The organism is Gilvimarinus xylanilyticus (assembly GCF_024195295.1).
Taxonomy (GTDB): domain Bacteria; phylum Pseudomonadota; class Gammaproteobacteria; order Pseudomonadales; family Cellvibrionaceae; genus Gilvimarinus; species Gilvimarinus xylanilyticus.
Map to the genome: position 1 here is coordinate 1,373,659 of NZ_JAMFTH010000001.1, position 17,246 is coordinate 1,390,904.

The window sequence follows — 17,246 nt, forward strand, 5'->3', positions numbered from 1 at the left end:
CCCGAGCGCGCAAGCCTCGGCTATACTGCGCAAAGGGGTTAAGAAAGGTTAACCAGTCGCCCCCAGCCATGACAGAATGACAACACTGATGCAAACTTGGCGCGCACTGTGCCTTATAGACGATAAGCAGAGGATTAAATGGCGGATATTTTACTGATTGACGACGACAAAGAGCTGTCCGAACTGTTGCAGGAATACCTGATCAGCGAGGGGTTTTCGGTTGCCGTTGCCTTTGATGGTGCCGAAGCTTTGCAGATGGCCGAACAAACCCCCTATGCCGCCATGATTCTGGATGTGATGCTGCCGCGTCACAGTGGCTTCGACGTTTTAAAAGAACTGCGCCAAAAACCGGAACTCAACCACCAGCACACCCCGGTGATTATGCTCACCGCCAAGGGGGACACCATTGATCGCGTGATTGGCCTGGAAATCGGCGCCGACGACTATCTGCCCAAACCCTGCGACCCGCGCGAGTTGGTGGCACGCCTGCGCGCCGTGCTGCGTCGCACTCAGGCCAGTCAGCAAGCCGCCCCCGAAGCGGGCACCCTGCAAGTGGACAACCTGGTGCTGCAAATGGGCAGTCGCGCGGCCTACTGGCAACAGGAACAACTCCCTTTAACCGGCACCGAATTCAGCGTGCTGGAGCTCTTGGTACGACACGCGGGCCAGGTCATTAGCAAAGACGATCTGACCGAACGTGCCCTGGGCCGTAAGCTGACGCCCTACGACCGCAGCATTGACGTGCACGTCAGTAATATCCGCAAAAAACTGGCAACCGCAGGTGCCAGCAAAGAACAAATTATCAATGTGCGCGGCGCCGGCTATATGCTCACCCGCTCCAGCGAGGCTCCGCCGGCCCAATGACCCGGCTGTATCTGCGGGTCTTTCTGACCTTTTGGTGTATTACCGCGGTTATTATTGTCACCTCCAATGTGATCGTCCACTGGCGTGACATTAACCCCGACAATAATCTCCAACGCCTGCGCGACGATCGCGACTATGATCCGGCGCTGCGCTTTTTGTATCAAATCGTGGGGTCCGCCATTAACCGCAATTCGGCTCAGGTGCTGGCGGATATGCGCACCATGCCCGAGTGGTCCACACGGCACTTCTACATTGTCGATTCGGGCAACCGCGACCTGCTGGACCGCCCTCTTCCACCGGGGGTGCGACACCTAGTACCCAAACTTAACCCCAGCCAACCTTTTGACAAGGTATTAATGGAGGGAGAAAAAACCTGGGGACGGCATGTCACCCTCAATGATGGTAAAAGCGTCAAAATTTTTACCATTGCCGCCACCAAAGGGGAAAAAAGCTCGGGCAATATTGTCTGGCAGCTGTTTATCAATAATATCTGGCCGCTATTGCTCACCTCAATTCTGGTTAGCGGTACCGCCTGTTTTTTTCTCGCCCGCCATTTGGCGCGCGGGCTCTCGACCCTGCAGCGCGCCACCCGCGACATTGCCAAGGGCGATTTGAGCGTGCGAATCGGCCACCGTTTCAACACCCGCCGCGATGAGATAAGCTCGCTGGCCCACGACTTTGACCATATGACCGAACGCCTGCAAAAGGCCATGGCCGAACAAAAAAGGCTGGTTAAAGACGTTTCCCACGAATTGCGCACCCCGCTGGCCCGCCTCCAGGTCGCACTGGCTTTGGCGCAGCAGCGCAGCCAGGGCACCGTGGACAAAGAACTGCAGCGCATCCGTCAAGCCGCTGATTACCTGGGTGACATTATCTCGGACATTCTCGCCCTGCCGGTCATGGAAGACGGCGGTTGGTCGCTGGACGACACCATGGATTTAACCGCGCTACTGAGCGCGCTTGAGCAAGCCATAAAGCCCGAGTTGGCCCGCAAAAATATCACCCTGACCCTTCACAACCCCTACCACGAAGCTTTGCTATCCACCCATGGCAATATGCTCTACGGGGTGTTCGATAACGTCCTTCGCAACGCTCTGCGCTACACGCCCGAAGGCGGGGAAATTGCCATGAGCATTGAAAAGGACGGCAACCAGTATGTGATTAAAGTGGCCGACACCGGGCCCGGCGTGCCCGAGGCGCAGCTGGAGGACATCTTTGAACCCTTCTACCGCACCGATCAGGCTCGCGACCGCGAAAGCGGTGGTTACGGCCTGGGGCTGGCTATTGCCCAGCGCACGGTCGCGCTGCACGGCGGTAACATCAGCGCCCATAACCGTGATCGGGGCGGGCTTGAGGTTCGCATTCAACTGCCCACCAACATAAACGACAAATAATTGACTGGCGGCAAAAGCATTCCGGAAAAGCCCGGCTCGCCAGCCAGTTATTTGACTTTACAAGCCAGAACAGATATCAGATTTTACATTCAACTCATTGATTATAAAGAACTTAAAAACTGATATCTGCCATTGGCATGAAAATCGCTGTAACTCGTAACAACACCCCATAAGCGGCAATCTTTGTGGCTTTTGCGGGTAGCCACCCATTATTTTAGGCAAAGAGTTGCGAGACTATGCGAGACCTTTCCCCCACAGGCAGCGCTCAAACCGCCGGGACACTCACCCCGGAAATCTTCGGCGACACCGCCAGCGGAGGCCTATTATTAGACACCCGCGCACGGCTAGCGCACGCATTGCAAACCACCTTGCAAAGCGATGATTTGGTCTCTATTTTCTTTCGCCACTCACGCAATCTGGTGAGTTATGACGGCCTCGTCTACCAAGACCCGCAGCAGCGCCACATTAAACTCGGCCAGCAGACCACCCACCACTGCCTCTACAACTTAAGCCTGCCCGACAGCGATCTGGGCCGAATCACCTTTTACCGCCGCCAGCGCTTTAGCGACACCGAACAACAGTGCCTGGAAAGTCTTCTGGCCTCACTGGCCTTCCCGCTGCGCAACGCCCAGCACTATCAAAAAGCGGTACGTATGGCGCTTATCGACCCCCTCACACAGGTGGGAAACCGCGCCGCCCTGGATCGCACTCTGGATCACGAACATCAGCTGCTGCAGCGCGGCGGCCAGGGGTTTGCGTTACTAATGATTGACATCGACCACTTTAAGCAGATTAATGATCTACACGGTCACGGCGCGGGGGATAAGATTATTGCGGAAGTGGCCGCTACTATCGAGCGCATCAGTCGCGGCTCGGACACCACGTTTCGCTATGGGGGCGAGGAGTTTTCTCTGGTATTGAGTGCCACCGGGGCTTCGGGCGGGCTGATTACCGCCGAGCGTCTGCGCCGGGCGATTGAACAGATGAAGTTTATTCACAACGGCAAAATCATTCACACCACCGTCAGCATAGGCGTCAGCGCCTGCCAGGACGCAGACGAATCACTTGATCAGCTGCTTGAGCGAGCCGATAGCGCGCTCTACAAAGCCAAACGCGCCGGGCGCAACCGCGCCTGCTGCGAGGCGCCAGAGATCACGGAAAAAAGCCTGAAAAAGCCCCGTTAAAGATTCAGTAAGCGCCCTACTTTTTCGATCGGGGCTTAACCGCCGATCGCTTTCCTCGTCGTCCCGCCCGCAGCTTGCGTTCGTGGCGCTCGCGCTGGAGCTTTTCATCTTTCACAATGGTGGGATTGCGCACGACATCCAGCCCGGCGGTAAGGCATAAATCGGCAATTTCTTTATCGTTCAGCTCTAGCCACTGCCCCACCCGAACATGGGAGGGAATAAAAATATTACCGTAGCGCACCCGCTTTAGGCGACTCACGCGAACGCCTTGGGACTCCCACAAACGCCTAACTTCGCGGTTACGCCCTTCCATCACCACGCAGTAAAACCAGCGATTGCGCGACTCACCCGCACCGTCGACAATATCGGTAAAACGCGCCGGCCCATCGTCCAGCATTACACCGTCCAACAGACGCTTTTTCATATCGTCGTCAACGTCGCCCTGAATGCGTACCAGGTACTCGCGATCGATCACAGACGAGGGATGCATAAGCTTGTTGGCCAGATCACCGTCGTTGGTAAATAACAATAAGCCGCTGGTGTTAAAGTCCAGCCGCCCCACCGAAATCCAGCGCTCGCCAGACAGCCGAGGCAGTGCCTGATACACCGTGCGCCGCCCCTCGGGATCTTGCCGCGAGCAAATTTCCCCCTCGGGCTTGTTGTATAAAATAACTCGCCGACGCGCCTGTTTGGCATTTTGTTTGATCTCCTTGCCGGCAAAGACAATTTTATCCTCGCCAGTCACGCGATCGCCCAAGGTCGCGGTACGACCGTTAACCTGAACCTCTCCGGCGACAATGGCGCGCTCCATTTCGCGGCGCGAGCCACAACCGGCGCGCGCCAGCACTTTTTGCAGTTTTTCGTCGGCAACACCCGTTTCAGGTGTCTCATCAGTGTGTACTTTTTTAACCATAGTGGGGCTGCGCTATCAGGCGTCAGGCTCTGTCTGTTCGGCGCTAAAGGCCTTGGGTTGATATGGTGTGTCGCCATCCTCAGCCGGAACGGCGGCATCATCGTCTGGCTCGGCGTAACTCTTGCCCTCTGGCTCATCAGCAGAATCACCGCCCGCGAGCTCATCGCGTTCCCGAGTCGGCTCTAAGCCCTCTTCCTCGCTCTGGGTAGATTCTAATGCCACATCCTCCGGCGCGGAATCAGTCGATTCCGGCTCCGCCTGCTCTGCGCCATCGGGCGCTGGCGCGGCCTCGCCCAGATCAAGCGAGGCGTTCAGCTCGTCCAAATCGCGAATCTCACTGAGGGTGGGCAATTCGTCCAGGCTTTTGATGTTGAAGTAATCTAAAAACTGACGCGTGGTGGCATAGAGTGACGGGCGCCCGGGGACATCGCGCTGACCCACTACTTTTACCCACTCGCGCTCAGTCAGGGTTTTAATAATATGAGAACTCACCGCAACGCCGCGAATTTCTTCGATATCCCCCCGGGTAATGGGCTGACGATAGGCGATAAGCGCCAGAGTCTCTAACAGGGCGCGGGAGTATTTTTGCGGTTTTTCATCCCACAGGCGATTGACCCAGGGCGCCAGATCTTCGCGCACTTGCAAGCGCCAACCGCTGGCCACTTCTTTTAATTCAAAACCGCGATCGGTGCAGGCTAAAGATATTGCTTCCAAGGCCTGGCGCAGCTCGTCCCTACTGGGTGCCTGATCTTCTTCAAACAAAACCTCTAAGCGCTTTAGGCTTAAAGGCTCACCCGCCGCCATGAGCGCACCTTCGATGATTGCTTGTAGTTGTTGTGATTCCATAGCCATGATTCGTTACTGAGTTTTTGCCTTGACGTGGATAGGACCAAAAGACTCGCTTTGCACAATCTCCACCAGCGACTCTTTGATCAGCTCCATAACCGCGAGAAACGTTACCACGACCCCAAGACGCCCCTCATCGACCTTAAACAGACTGACAAAAGGCACAAAATTTTTGCCCGCCAAACCGTCTAACACCTGAGCCATACGCTCGCGGGTGGACAGACGCTCCATTTCCACATGGTGGCTTTCAAACATATCGGCGCGGCGCAGCACCTCGGACAACGCCAGCAATAGCTCCTGCAGCTCCACCTCGGGATCGGGCCGGGTAAGGTTGCGGTCGGGCGCCTCGGCGCTCGCCTGAAAGACATCGCGCCCCACCCTTGGCAGCTCGTCGATATCTTCGGCGGCCAGCTTAAAGCGCTCGTACTCCTGCAAGCGGCGTATCAACGAGGCGCGTGGGTCTTCGCCCTCCTCTTCTTCCTCGACGGTGCGCGGCAGCAGCATGCGGGATTTAATTTCCGCCAACATCGCCGCCATCACGAGATACTCAGCGGCCAGTTCAAAGTGGGCCGCGTCCATCAGCTCGACATAAGCCATGTACTGGCTGGTGATTTCCGAGACGTCGATTTCCAGAATATCCAGATTTTGCCGACGAATGAGGTATAGCAGCAAATCCAGCGGCCCCTCAAAAGCCTCCAGGAAGACCTCGAGTGCGTCCGGCGGAATGTATAGATCTTTGGGTAACTCGGTATAAGCCTGGCCATAAACCATGGCAAAGGGCATTTCCCCCTGCTCGGGGCGGGCGTCAGGCTGCGCGGCAGGCTCCTGCGGGTCCACCCTATCCGCCTCGGTCGACTCAACGCTCATAAACGCCCTCCTCGGCAGACCCGTGCAAAGAGTAATCGCAGCCGAACATCGAAGAGTAGACCACGGATCAGTTCGCCAAGAGCGCCGAAAAATCGCCCTTGCCCTGACGAATCAGCTCGGGAGCATCGTCAGTCAGGCCGACCACGGTGGTGGGCTCGAGGCCGCAGAAACCACCGTCGATCACCAGCTCGACCTGGTGTTCCAGGGTATCGCGGATATCGTAGGGATCGGTCAGCGGAAACTCATCGTCGGGCAGTAACAACGTACTGCTCATCAGCGGCTCATTCAGCTCTTCCAGAAGCGCTAGCGCGATCTTATTATCCGGCACCCGCAGACCAATGGTTTTACGCTTGGGGTGGCGCAGACGCCTGGGCACCTCGGACGTCCCCTCGAGGATAAAGGTGTACGGCCCCGGGGTGTGGGCTTTTAACAGCCGAAAAACCTGGTTATCCACCCGCGCGTAGGTCGCAATTTCCGACAGATCGCGACACATCAGGGTGAAATTATGATTTTTATCCAACCGGCGCATCAAACGGATGCGATCCAGCGCCATCTTGTCGCCGATATGGCAACCCAATGCATAGGCCGAGTCGGTCGGATAGGCAATAATGCCGCCGCGACGGATAATATCCACCGCCTGAGAAATGAGGCGTGGTTGCGGGTTTTCGGGGTGAATCTGAAAGAATTGTGCCACGTTAACATCCTTTGCAGGCTATGGGGCCTCGCGGCCGGAAAACGCCATTATAGGAGCCGCCCGCTCAGGTTACAAACACTCTGTCCATCGATGCCACAGAGGTGCTACCCCGGCGGGCAAATGGGTCACACAACCCAGCTCCTGCCAGGGCATACCGGGCTTATGAAAATCACTGCCCACCGAGACCTGCAACTCGAATTCGGCGGCGATTGTCGCGAGGTTTTCGGCCACCCCCGCCGGCTGCATGCCGCTGACCACTTCTATGGCCTCGCCGCCTGCGGCGCTAAAATCGCTCACCAGCGCGCGCAACTTAGTGCGGGTTAATTTATATTTGGCCGGGTGTGCCAGCACCGCTGCACCGCCGCTTGCGTTAATGGCCCGAATAACGACACCGATATCGGGCCATACTTGCTTCACATCACAGCCTTTGCCGCTGCCCAGGTACTTTTTAAAGGCGCGCCCCACATCGGGCACCTTGCCGTCCTCAACCATCAGCGCCGCAAAATGTGGGCGGCCGGGTTCCGCCCCCGCCAGTGCGCAGGCACGGGCATAGGCATCGGCCACCCCGAGCTTGGCCAGGCGCGCGGCAATCTGCTCGTTGCGCTCGCGGCGCCTTCTCTGCTGATCGGCGACAATCTCAATCATAGCCGGGTGCGCCGGATCAAACCCCAGCCCCACAATATGCACCCCAAGCTTGCCCCAGCAGGCGGACAGCTCTATCCCCTCAATAAAGTCGACCCCCAAAGCAGCGGCCGTATTCCGAGCCTCTTGCAGGCCGGCGGTGGTGTCGTGATCGGTCAGCGCCAGCAGCTGAACCTGCTGCTCGTGGGCGCGCTGGACCAGCTCGTGGGGCTCCAAACTGCCGTCGGAGCAGCGGCTGTGCATGTGTAAATCCACCTTTCGCTCGATTAATGCCACGCAATGACTCTCTTTTTACCGTATAATTCGGCGCTTTACGCCGCTTCATTCAAACTTTACGTCGTACCCACCATGACTCAACCGCCAACTGAACAAACCCGCACCAACACCGCGACCGAAAAAACACAAGCCGCACCGCAAAAGCGCGAAAGCCTGTGGGTTAACCTGCTGATCAACATCATTATTCCCACCCTTATTTTGAGTAAGTTAAGCGGCGATGAGCACCTGGGCACACGCATGGCGCTGGTGGTGGCGCTGGCCTTTCCGCTGGTATATGGCCTTAAGGATTTTCTGGTGCGGCGGGAATTCAATGGCTTTTCCGCGCTGGGGGCCGTCAGCATTTTGCTCACCGGCGGTATCAGCCTGCTGGAGCTGGACCCGCAGTATATCGCGATTAAAGAGGCCGCCATACCCGGATTGATTGGACTGGCGACCCTCGTTTCGATGAAAACACGCTTTCCATTGGTGCGCACCTTTTTATACAACGACAAGGTCCTTAAAACCGAGCTGATTGCCCAGCGCCTTGAGCAACACGACGCGACCGAGGCGTTTAACCGCGCTCTTAACAATGCCTCGTTTCTGGTGGCGGGATCTTTTTTTCTTTCGTCGTTTCTCAATTACGTGTTGGCCAAATGGTTACTGGTCAGCCCGCCGGGCACCGAAGCCTTTAACGCCGAGCTTGGCAAAATGACCGCCATGAGCTTCCCGGTCATCGCTCTACCCGCCACCATTGTGATGGCTGGAGCGCTGATGTACTTGTTCCGCCGTATTCGCCAGCTGACTGAGCTGGATTTTGAAGAAGTCATTAACGCACAATAGAACGCAGAACGCAGAACGCAGAACGCAGAACGCAGAAAATTTTAGGATCGTTATATGCTTTACGCCGTTATCAGTGAAGATGTTGCCAACAGTTTGCCCTTGCGCGCTCAGGCGCGGCCCGATCATATTGCCAGGCTGCACGCGCTGCGCGATCAAGGACGCCTGATTCTCGCCGGCCCCCACCCCGCCGTGGATGCCAATGAGCCGGGTGATGCCGGGTTTTCCGGCTCACTGATCGTGGCCGAGTTCGACTCTTTAGCCGAGGCGCAGCAATGGGCCGATAGCGATCCCTATGTCAGCGCGGGCGTCTACCAAAACGTTGTCGTCAAACCGTTTAAGAAAGTATTACCTTAAGCTATAACCCGTGCCGTGACGCGGTTGACAGGGCAGCTCGGTCACTTTGGTTAAAATAGCGGCCGCGCCATACAACCAACCAATATTAAGGGTACTTTAGTGATAAACAGCAACCGAACCTCAACCCCACTGCTTGCAATGTTGCTCTGCGTCATGAGCTGTGTTTTCGCCGCGCACAGCGCGGCGCAACAACTCTACATTGCCGACGAACTGAGAGTTCCACTGCGAAGCGGCATGGGTGGTCAATACCGCATTATTCACCGTGGCCTGGTCAGCGGCACCCAACTGCAGCAGCTGCAAACCGGCACCGACGACAGCGGCGTTGAATGGACTCAGGTGCGCACCCCCGAAGGTCAGGAAGGCTGGCTGCGCTCGCAGTACTTGCTAAACGAACCCACAGCGGCCATTAAACTGGCGCGCCTGGAAGAGAAAATGAGCCAGCTCGATGGCGACCAGAGCCAACTGCTGCAAACCAACGACCAGCTCAGTGAAGACAAAGCTCGGCTGGAAGGCTCCGTCGAGGACTTGCAAACCCAATTGCAGCAAGTACAAAGCGAATACGCCAACCTGAAAAAGCTTTCCGCCAATGCGATCACGTTGAATCAGCGCCATAAAGAATTAAACGAAAACTATCAGCTGCTGCAAACCCGAGCCGAAGTTTTAAAGGCGGACAACGAGCGCCTGCAAACCGGCCAACGCTATCGCGAATGGCTGTTCGGCGCGGGCATTTTAATTACCGGGATAATATTGTCCTTAATTTTACAATCCATGGGTCGGCGCAAGCGCCGCTCTGAGTGGGGATAAACACCATGAAGCAAATCTTTATTAAAGCGCTTGCCGCCATCGCTCTTAGCCTAGGCACTGTGACAGCAGCCGCTGACGACTCGGACTCCCTGGTCACTTTTAATACCGATCTGGGCCCTATGCTGATTGAGCTCTACCCAGAGCAGGCCCCCATTACCGTTGCTAACTTTCTCCAGTATGTCGACAGCGATTTCTACGACGGTACGATTTTTCACCGGGTTATTCCGGGCTTTGTGGTTCAAGGCGGCGGCTTTACCTTTGATTTTAATCGCAAAGAAACCAATGAGCCGATCAAAAATGAGTCAGACAATGGTTTAAAAAACACCTACCTGACCCTGTCCATGGCACGCACCAACGCCGTAGACAGCGCCACCAGTCAGTTTTTTATCAACCTGAAGCACAATGAGTCCCTAGACGGCAGCCCCGAAAAGCTCGGCTACGCGGTGTTTGGTAAAGTAATTAAAGGTGAGGCTGTGGTAGAGAAAATCGTCGCCGAACCGCGCGGCATTTTTCGCTCCTATCCCGATGCTCCCAATGCAGCGGTGCGTATTCTGGAATCTAAGCGCGGCGACCATATGAAAGAATTTCAACCCACCTCAAAACTCAAAGAGATGATTGCCGAGTGAGCACTGCATTAAGCGTCAATCTGAATAAAGTTGCCCTTATTCGCAATTCCCGCGAGGGCAACTTCCCCAGTCTGATCGAGTTTGGCAACATCAGCCTGGAGGGCGGAGCCCAGGGGCTTACAGTACATCCACGCCCGGACCAACGCCATATTCGCCCAGGTGATGTCTATGACCTAGCTAAGGTCGTTAAGAGCTTCCCCGACGCGGAATTTAACATCGAGGGCAACCCCTTTGCCGCCGCTCAGGGCGACTACCCAGGGTTGATGCAATTGGTCGCCGATACACAGCCAGACCAATGCACTCTGGTGCCGGACAGTGACGATCAACTGACCTCGGACCACGGCTTTGATCTGACCACCCAAAGTGAGCGCCTGGCCCCCATTGTCGAACAGCTGCATCAACTGGGTGTCAGAGTGAGTCTGTTTATGGACCCAGATATTGAACAGATTAAACTAGCACGAGAACTGGGCGTAGCCCGCATCGAGCTTTATACCGGCCCCTATGCGCTCAACTACCCTAGCGCCCAGCATTCGGCTTGCCTTGAGCAATACCGCCAAGCGGCGGATTACGCCCGCGGCATCGGCCTGGCGGTAAATGCCGGGCACGACCTGAATCTGGACAACTTACCTGACTTCCTTTCCATCGCCGGTATTGCCGAAGTATCCATTGGCCATGCGCTAACCGTCGATGCCCTGCGCTTTGGCATGCCCCAAGCGGTAACCCGCTACCTGCAGATTTGCCAGCGTTCGGCTTAATTTGAACTACACTGGAACTAAGGAACCTCTGATTAAGTCCTCAGCGGCCTCTGCGCGAGTCCAAAACGTTCACTCCGCAAGGCGCGCTTCGCAGGTAATGGCCATAGCCCTTGGCAAGAAGTGCAACACAGCGGATGGACGTTTTGGCCGCGCCCTTCGGGGCTTGCAGAGCTTTCCGATCTCTGCGTTGGCTCACCTCACCGGGCCGTCAGCACGCCATCGGCTCGCCGCCTTAACCTCGAAAAGCTCTGTAAGCCAGAGGCTGCTGAGGACTTAATCAGAGGTTCCCTAATGCTGTAGAAGGAGTATTACCCATGCATTCCATTTTAGTTCGCGACTATATGCAACAAAACCCGGTCACCTTTGACCGCAACACCAACTTGCTGCAAGTGGTGCACAAATTATTAGCCGCCAAAGAAACTGGCGCCCCGGTGATTAACGAGCGCCGCGAGGTCATCGGTTTCATCTCCGAACAGGATTGTATTAAAGAAATTCTCCAGGGCGCTTTTTACTGCGAAGATCCGCCGGTGGTGGCCACTGTTATGAGCACCCAAGTGATCAGCTTTGCCCCCGACAATTCAATTGTCGAAATCGCCCAAACCATGATCACCCAAAAACCCAAAAACTACCCGGTGATCAGCGAAGGCAAGCTGGTGGGCATGATCAACCGACGCGATGTCCTGGCCGCACTGCTAGACAATGACGAGGACTGTTATCTGCGGGTGAACTAGCGTAAGCTCTTGCGCCTTTATTGATTCACGAAGATTCCTATGAACCGGCGCGACAGTGATGCCTATCGGGCAAAAAAACAGTTTTACGATCGGGTGCTGACCGTTTACGGGCGCAAACCCGTGCTTGAGGCTCTACAGGTTCCCGGCATTAACATTCACCGCCTGCATCTGGCCGAGAGCAACAAGCGCGCCCCCATTCTGGATGAGATTACCGCCATTGCCGAACGCAACGGCGCGGAAATTCGCCACCATAATCGCGCCGCCCTCTCCCGCATTTCCAAAAACAGCAAACAAGATCAGGGCGTCGCGGTGGATCTTTTGTGTCCGCGCTTTCGCACCCTAAGCGAGTTTTTAGAGCAAGGCATCCAAGACTCGGGCGACATCCTGGCACTGGATGGCATTACCAACCCGCAAAACCTGGGCATGATTATTCGCTCCGCGTGCGCAGGCTCGATTGGCGCCATACTTTTACCCGGCAAAGGCGGCGCGCAAATTGATCCTCTGGTTATCAAAGCCAGCGCAGGCACAGTGTTTCGCGCCCCGATTATTCGGCTGGACGGCGGCCTGGAGAATGCTCTGGAGCAGCTCAATAAAGTGGGGTACTGTATTACCGGACTCTCCTCTCACAGCCAGCAGACGCTGAGCGAGTGCGCGCCCGGTAAGAATGTCTTTGTACTCGGCAACGAAACCCACGGGGTCAGCGATGGGGTCAACCGGCTTTGTCAGGCGCGGGTCAAAATTCCCATGAATAATGGGGTGGAATCGTTGAATGTCGCGGTCACCGCCGCGCTCATTGCGTTTCGTAACGCCTTATAGTTACCACAAATTACAGCGACCACAAAAAAGCCCGCCGAAGCGGGCTTTAATAGCATCGTTAAACCCTACTCAAGATTACAGCTTGTAACCTTCCTCTTCGTGCATGGTAATGTCCAGACCAATCAGCTCTTCTTCGCGGGTCACCCGCAAGCCCGAGGTCAGAACACCGGTCAGCTTAAGCAGCACATAGGTAATGACGCCGGTATAGACGAAGGTAATCACAACACCCAAAAACTGTACCCACACCTGCGCGCCCATGCCGCTCACAGCATCGGCAAAACCGTGACCACTAAACACACCCAGATTCGGCGAGGCGAACACCCCGGCCAGTAACGTCCCTAAAATGCCGCCCACGCCGTGCACCGGAAATACATCCAGTGAATCGTCAATGTGCCACACGCGCTTGATCGCCTGGGTCATGAAAAAGCAAACTACCCCGGCCAGCAAGCCAATCACCAAGGCGCCTCCCGGACCGACAAAGCCCGATGCGGGGGTAATGGTGCCAAGCCCCGCCACCATACCGGTCACAATACCCAGAACACTGGGTTTACGGAATTTAATCCACTCGATGCTCATCCAGGCCAGCGAACCGGCGGCCGCAGAGATGTGAGTCACCAGCATAGCCATAGCGGCGTCGCCACTGGCGGTGAGCGCACTACCGCCGTTAAAGCCAAACCAGCCCACCCAGAGCATACCCGCCCCAGTGACGGTCATGGTCATATTGTGCGGAGGCATGGGAACACTCTGAAAACCATCGCGCTGTCCCAACACCAGAGCCGCGACCAGAGCGGCCACCCCGGCGGTAATATGCACCACTGTGCCCCCGGCGAAATCCAGAAGCCCCCACTGTCCCAAGAAACCGCCGCCCCACACCCAGTGGCATACCGGCACATACACGGCAAGCAGCCACAGGGAGGAGAAAATCAGCATGGATGAAAACTTCATGCGCTCGGCAAAAGCGCCCACAATCAGCGCTGGGGTGATTATCGCAAAGGTCATCTGAAAGAGCGCAAAAAGCGCCTCGGGAATATCCCCGGACAGGGTTTCTTTACCAATTCCGGCAAGCATTACATGGCTAAAATCGCCAATCCAGGCATTACCCTCACCAAAGCTCAGGCTGTAGCCCACAATCATCCACAGCAGTGAGGCAATGCAGGCAATGGCAAAGCACTGCATTAATACCGAGAGAATATTTTTACTGCGCACCAGGCCGCCGTAAAACAGAGACAAGCCCGGCAATGTCATAAACAGCACCAGTGCCGTGGCGGTAAGAATCCAGGCGGTATTAGCGCCATTGGCATCGGCGAGCGCCGCAGGGGCCAGCAACAGCGCTGCCGGGGCCCAAAGCAACGCCAGGGCCCTGGATTTTGTTATTTTCATCTTCTCTCCTCAACTCACGGGATTTCAAATGCACCACTTAAGGGCCTTTAAAATCCTCTCAATATAGCGAAATTTAAGAGGCGCCTTATTAAGGCGCACTGAGACACTTTATGCACTTATTATGCCCACTATAAATATTGCGTATTATCAGCCACTTAAGGTGTTTTCGCACAGAAACCGTACAGCAGCAAGCACCAGACGAGTGCACAGGCTTCATTTACGCACCACATAGATGCACAAGAAAGCAGTGTTGCACCAAGATTGAATAAAGAAAAAAGGAAAACGGCCTACTAACCAATACGGCGGAGCAAGGCCCGCGCTTTGTGCTTGAGCGCCTCGAATGCAGCGTCATCCTCGGCGTAGTAGCTGCGTAGAAAAAGATGGGTTACTGAGTTCATATCCTCCGCCCACTCGGGACGTAGCTGCCCCACTCGGGCCGCAAAATCGCTGGGGGTCTCGCCGTGCCACCGAGTCACACCGGCGGCGTCGAGCTTGCGGCATAAACGCCGATAAATCTTTACCGAGGGCGCGACTGGCTCGCGTGTGCGCCAAAACAACCACCCCACAATTAGGGCGGCCACAGTGCCAATGGCGACAATCAACGCGAGCGTCACTCGCCAGGGGCTGCTGGCGCCCAACAGCCGTCTTAAGAAATCCTGCTGAGCCTGATTGTCATACCCCATCACCCACCGGTGCCAGCGGTAGTTAAAAGCATCCCACTGCAGCTGCAGGTTGCCCCAGGCGGCAAAGCGTCTTCCCATGGCGTTGGCCAACAACTGGGCATCCGAATCGTCCAGTGAGTACTCCACCCCGCGATCGATTCGCTCAGGTGCCACCGCGGCGGTAGGGTCGACTCGCTGCCAGCCGACACCCTCCATCCAAACCTCGGCCCAGGCGTGAGCATCGAGTTGGCGCACGGTCAGATACCCTTCGTGGGGGTTCACCTGCCCGCCCTGATAACCCACCACGACCCGAGCAGGCACGCCGGCAGCGCGCATAAAAAAAACAAAGCTACTGGCAAAGTGCTCGCAGAAGCCGGCCCGCGTCTGCCACAAAAATTCATCCACACTATCGTCTCCCAACAGCGGGGGCTGCAAGGTATAGCGAAAACGACTTTGCACAAGACGCAAAAACCGATTTATCAAAGCCTGGGAACCTGGCTCTTGCTCGGCCCATTGCCGGGCGCGCTCGCGGGTTTGCAGGTTGCCCGTGTCGGGTAACTGTAAAGCTGCACGCTTTTCGCGCTCATCCAAACCCGAGCCCTGAGCGCGATAGAAAAGTTGCGAGATCACGCTATATTGCTTGCGCTGGCTGATGGGTTTGCGCTGAAACAGGGTGTAGCCGCGACTCAGATCCACGCCCGATGCGTCAGTTTGCGGCACAGCCAGGGCATAAAGCCAGTTCTCGCCGGTCGGCTCGAGCATAATCTCGTAGCTCATCGGCCGCGCCAGCTCCGTTAAGGCTTGGTCGCTGCGGCGCCAAACGCTCGCGCGGCCATTGCCCACATCGTGGAAATCACTTTGGCTCCAACGCCGCCCGTCAAACTCGTCCAGTACCAGGGCGCGCCAGTAGCGCTCGTGCGCGGGAGGGATATCGGCGGCAAACGTCACCCGAAACGCCAGCTCATCGGATTGCATTAAATCGGCAATATCGCCGGGGGACATGCTGTCACTGACACCGGTGGTCCCGGCCGTGCTATTGAGCGGCACAGTCCACAGCGAGCCCAAACGCGGCAGCGCCAGAAACAGCACCAGCATTATCGGCAGCGCCTGAAATAACAGCCCCGCCAAAGTGCGCCAAGGGCTTGGCGAAGCCGGGCTGCGAGCACCCGCCATCTGGTTAACCAGCAAGGTGCCGGTGATCGCACAAAAACACAACAGGCTGTATACAGACCCCAGAAACTGAGTGAAAAATAACAGCTGGGTGGCGGCGACAAAATAGGCCAAGAAACACAGTAAATAAACATCGCCCTCGCGCCGCAGCTCGGTCAGCTTAAGAACAAACCCCGCCACTAAAAGTGAAACCATGGTTTCCATAGCGAAGCTGCCGCCCACACTGACATACAGCATTGCCGTTACCGCTATGGCAAGCGCGGATCGCCACCAGGGCCCCGGAAACCGGCCGCGCCCGCGCTCGAGCCACCAGCGCCAGGCAATCACCAGCAGCGCGGTCACACTCAGCCAGAGGGGAATATGCAGTGCCAGTGGCGCCAGCACCATTAGCTGGGCTATTAACAACCAGATGAGACTGCGCCGCGCGATAGTCCTTCTAGACTTCACGGCCCACCTCCGCGGGGTTAAAAAGCGCCAGCTCACTCAGCACACGCTGCAGGTGCTGATCGCCACCAGCGGGCTCAAGGCGTGTACCCGGCAAAATTAACCCATAGTCAATCTCGGCCGCGTGCCATTCGAGCGCGAGAAAACACAGGCCGGACAGCCGGGTCTCCACGTCTCCCAGCAGCGCGTGATAATCCAGCCATTGGCTCTGACGCTGCTGGGCGCCAAACTGCTTTAAATGCAGGCCCGCCCCACGGGCGTAGAGCTTCCACGCCACCTGGGCCAGAGAAGCGCCGGGCTGATAGCGCACAAACCCCATAAAATCATCGTCGGCGCGCACCCGATCGCCCTGATCACCGCTACTGTCGGCGCCGTATTGCGGCGCGAATTGCGCGGGACGGGGCTCGGGGTAGACCAGTACTTTTCCCTCCAAGTAAACCCAGGACCAGACCCGGGTAATGCCCAAAGGAAAGTAACTTTTTAGCAGTAGGCGATCGGGCTTAAGCCAGCCGCGACGCTGGGCCGCCAAGGGTATTTTAACAACATTGGCCTGATCACGGCCGAGATCGCAACGCAACACCGGGCCCCTGACAGGCTGTAGCAACAGGTGAAAAACACTGCGCGATGAGATCAGCTCGACGGGAAACTCTAAAGTCTCCCCCACAAAGCCCGGCTCTGCCTTAAGGGCGCGCAACTGCAACCCAGACAAATTACCAAACGCATGCAAAACCGAAACAACGAAAAGCGCAAAGAGTAGAAAGCTGGCCGCGAGAATTAAATTATTTTGATAGTTGGTGCCCAAGAGCCAAACCAACAGCCCGGCCAACATATAGCCGAGCCCGGCCTTGCTGGGTAAGACGTAAATAGAGCGATGCCGCAAAACCACGGCTTCGGCGCGGGGCGAGCGTCGCTCGGCCAGACGCCAAAAATAGCTTTTACACTGTTGTTTGATTGCCAGGAACACCGGGGAAGTCGCTTACCGAGACCATTGAGACTGCTGCAGCC

Annotated in this window: 18 protein-coding genes; 10 read left to right on the forward strand and 8 right to left on the reverse strand. The window is 56.5% G+C overall.

The window, feature by feature from the left end; genetic code table 11:
- Positions 1–138: 138 nt before the first annotated feature.
- The 3 genes from M6D89_RS05895 (at position 139) to M6D89_RS05905 (ending at position 3,442) form a co-directional block, all read left to right on the forward strand.
- Positions 139–864, forward strand: a complete 726-nt coding sequence (locus M6D89_RS05895; RefSeq protein WP_253967096.1) for a response regulator transcription factor — start codon at positions 139–141, stop codon at positions 862–864.
- The gene (locus tag M6D89_RS05900) at positions 861–2,258 is read left to right on the forward strand and encodes an ATP-binding protein (RefSeq protein ID WP_253967097.1); all 1,398 of its coding nucleotides are present in this window, start codon (positions 861–863) and stop codon (positions 2,256–2,258) included. Before M6D89_RS05895 ends, M6D89_RS05900 begins: the two co-directional genes overlap by 4 nt.
- A gap of 236 nt (positions 2,259–2,494) precedes the next feature.
- Positions 2,495–3,442: a GGDEF domain-containing protein gene (locus M6D89_RS05905; protein WP_253967098.1), complete on the forward strand. Its 948-nt coding sequence runs from the start codon at positions 2,495–2,497 to the stop codon at positions 3,440–3,442.
- 16 nt (positions 3,443–3,458) lie between these two features.
- On the opposite strand, the gene rluB is transcribed toward M6D89_RS05905, so the two are convergent.
- The 5 genes from rluB to M6D89_RS05930 form a co-directional block, all read right to left on the reverse strand.
- On the reverse strand, positions 3,459–4,355 hold the full coding sequence (gene rluB, locus M6D89_RS05910) for a 23S rRNA pseudouridine(2605) synthase RluB (protein WP_253967099.1): 897 nt from the start codon (positions 4,353–4,355) through the stop codon (positions 3,459–3,461).
- Positions 4,356–4,370: 15 nt separating this feature from the next.
- Positions 4,371–5,201, reverse strand: a complete 831-nt coding sequence (gene scpB, locus M6D89_RS05915) for an SMC-Scp complex subunit ScpB (protein ID WP_253967100.1) — start codon at positions 5,199–5,201, stop codon at positions 4,371–4,373.
- 12 nt (positions 5,202–5,213) lie between these two features.
- Positions 5,214–6,068, reverse strand: coding sequence for a segregation and condensation protein A (locus M6D89_RS05920; protein ID WP_253967101.1), 855 nt, complete (start codon positions 6,066–6,068; stop codon positions 5,214–5,216).
- Positions 6,069–6,135: 67 nt separating this feature from the next.
- A complete protein-coding gene (locus tag M6D89_RS05925) occupies positions 6,136–6,762 on the reverse strand; it encodes an L-threonylcarbamoyladenylate synthase (RefSeq protein ID WP_253967102.1) in 627 nt (208 codons plus the stop codon).
- A gap of 69 nt (positions 6,763–6,831) precedes the next feature.
- Positions 6,832–7,680: a PHP domain-containing protein gene (locus M6D89_RS05930; protein WP_253967103.1), complete on the reverse strand. Its 849-nt coding sequence runs from the start codon at positions 7,678–7,680 to the stop codon at positions 6,832–6,834.
- A gap of 72 nt (positions 7,681–7,752) precedes the next feature.
- Here M6D89_RS05930 and M6D89_RS05935 point away from each other — a divergent pair, with 72 nt between their 5' ends.
- The 7 genes from M6D89_RS05935 (at position 7,753) to M6D89_RS05965 (ending at position 12,585) form a co-directional block, all read left to right on the forward strand.
- Complete coding sequence (locus tag M6D89_RS05935) at positions 7,753–8,499, forward strand: VC0807 family protein (protein WP_253967104.1); 747 nt, start codon at positions 7,753–7,755, stop codon at positions 8,497–8,499.
- 54 nt (positions 8,500–8,553) lie between these two features.
- Positions 8,554–8,853: a YciI family protein gene (locus M6D89_RS05940; RefSeq protein WP_253967105.1), complete on the forward strand. Its 300-nt coding sequence runs from the start codon at positions 8,554–8,556 to the stop codon at positions 8,851–8,853.
- Positions 8,854–8,952: 99 nt separating this feature from the next.
- A complete protein-coding gene (locus tag M6D89_RS05945; RefSeq protein WP_253967106.1) occupies positions 8,953–9,657 on the forward strand; it encodes a TIGR04211 family SH3 domain-containing protein in 705 nt (234 codons plus the stop codon).
- A gap of 5 nt (positions 9,658–9,662) precedes the next feature.
- Positions 9,663–10,283 carry a peptidylprolyl isomerase gene (locus M6D89_RS05950; RefSeq protein WP_253967107.1) on the forward strand — a complete coding sequence of 207 codons (621 nt, stop codon included), beginning with the start codon at positions 9,663–9,665 and terminating at the stop codon, positions 10,281–10,283.
- Positions 10,280–11,038 (forward strand): pyridoxine 5'-phosphate synthase, encoded by a 759-nt coding sequence (locus M6D89_RS05955; protein WP_253967108.1) that lies wholly within the window; start codon positions 10,280–10,282, stop codon positions 11,036–11,038. Before M6D89_RS05950 ends, M6D89_RS05955 begins: the two co-directional genes overlap by 4 nt.
- 314 nt (positions 11,039–11,352) lie before the next feature.
- Positions 11,353–11,769, forward strand: coding sequence for a CBS domain-containing protein (locus tag M6D89_RS05960; RefSeq protein WP_253967109.1), 417 nt, complete (start codon positions 11,353–11,355; stop codon positions 11,767–11,769).
- A 39-nt stretch (positions 11,770–11,808) separates the two neighbouring features.
- On the forward strand, positions 11,809–12,585 hold the full coding sequence (locus tag M6D89_RS05965) for a TrmH family RNA methyltransferase (protein WP_253967110.1): 777 nt from the start codon (positions 11,809–11,811) through the stop codon (positions 12,583–12,585).
- Positions 12,586–12,660: 75 nt separating this feature from the next.
- On the opposite strand, the gene M6D89_RS05970 is transcribed toward M6D89_RS05965, so the two are convergent.
- The 3 genes from M6D89_RS05970 to M6D89_RS05980 form a co-directional block, all read right to left on the reverse strand.
- The gene (locus M6D89_RS05970; RefSeq protein WP_253967111.1) at positions 12,661–13,965 is read right to left on the reverse strand and encodes an ammonium transporter; all 1,305 of its coding nucleotides are present in this window, start codon (positions 13,963–13,965) and stop codon (positions 12,661–12,663) included.
- Between the two features lie 290 nt (positions 13,966–14,255).
- Positions 14,256–16,244 (reverse strand): transglutaminase TgpA family protein, encoded by a 1,989-nt coding sequence (locus tag M6D89_RS05975; protein WP_253967112.1) that lies wholly within the window; start codon positions 16,242–16,244, stop codon positions 14,256–14,258.
- Positions 16,234–17,205, reverse strand: a complete 972-nt coding sequence (locus tag M6D89_RS05980; protein ID WP_253967113.1) for a DUF58 domain-containing protein — start codon at positions 17,203–17,205, stop codon at positions 16,234–16,236. Before M6D89_RS05980 ends, M6D89_RS05975 begins: the two co-directional genes overlap by 11 nt.
- Between the last annotated feature and the right edge of the window lie 41 nt (positions 17,206–17,246).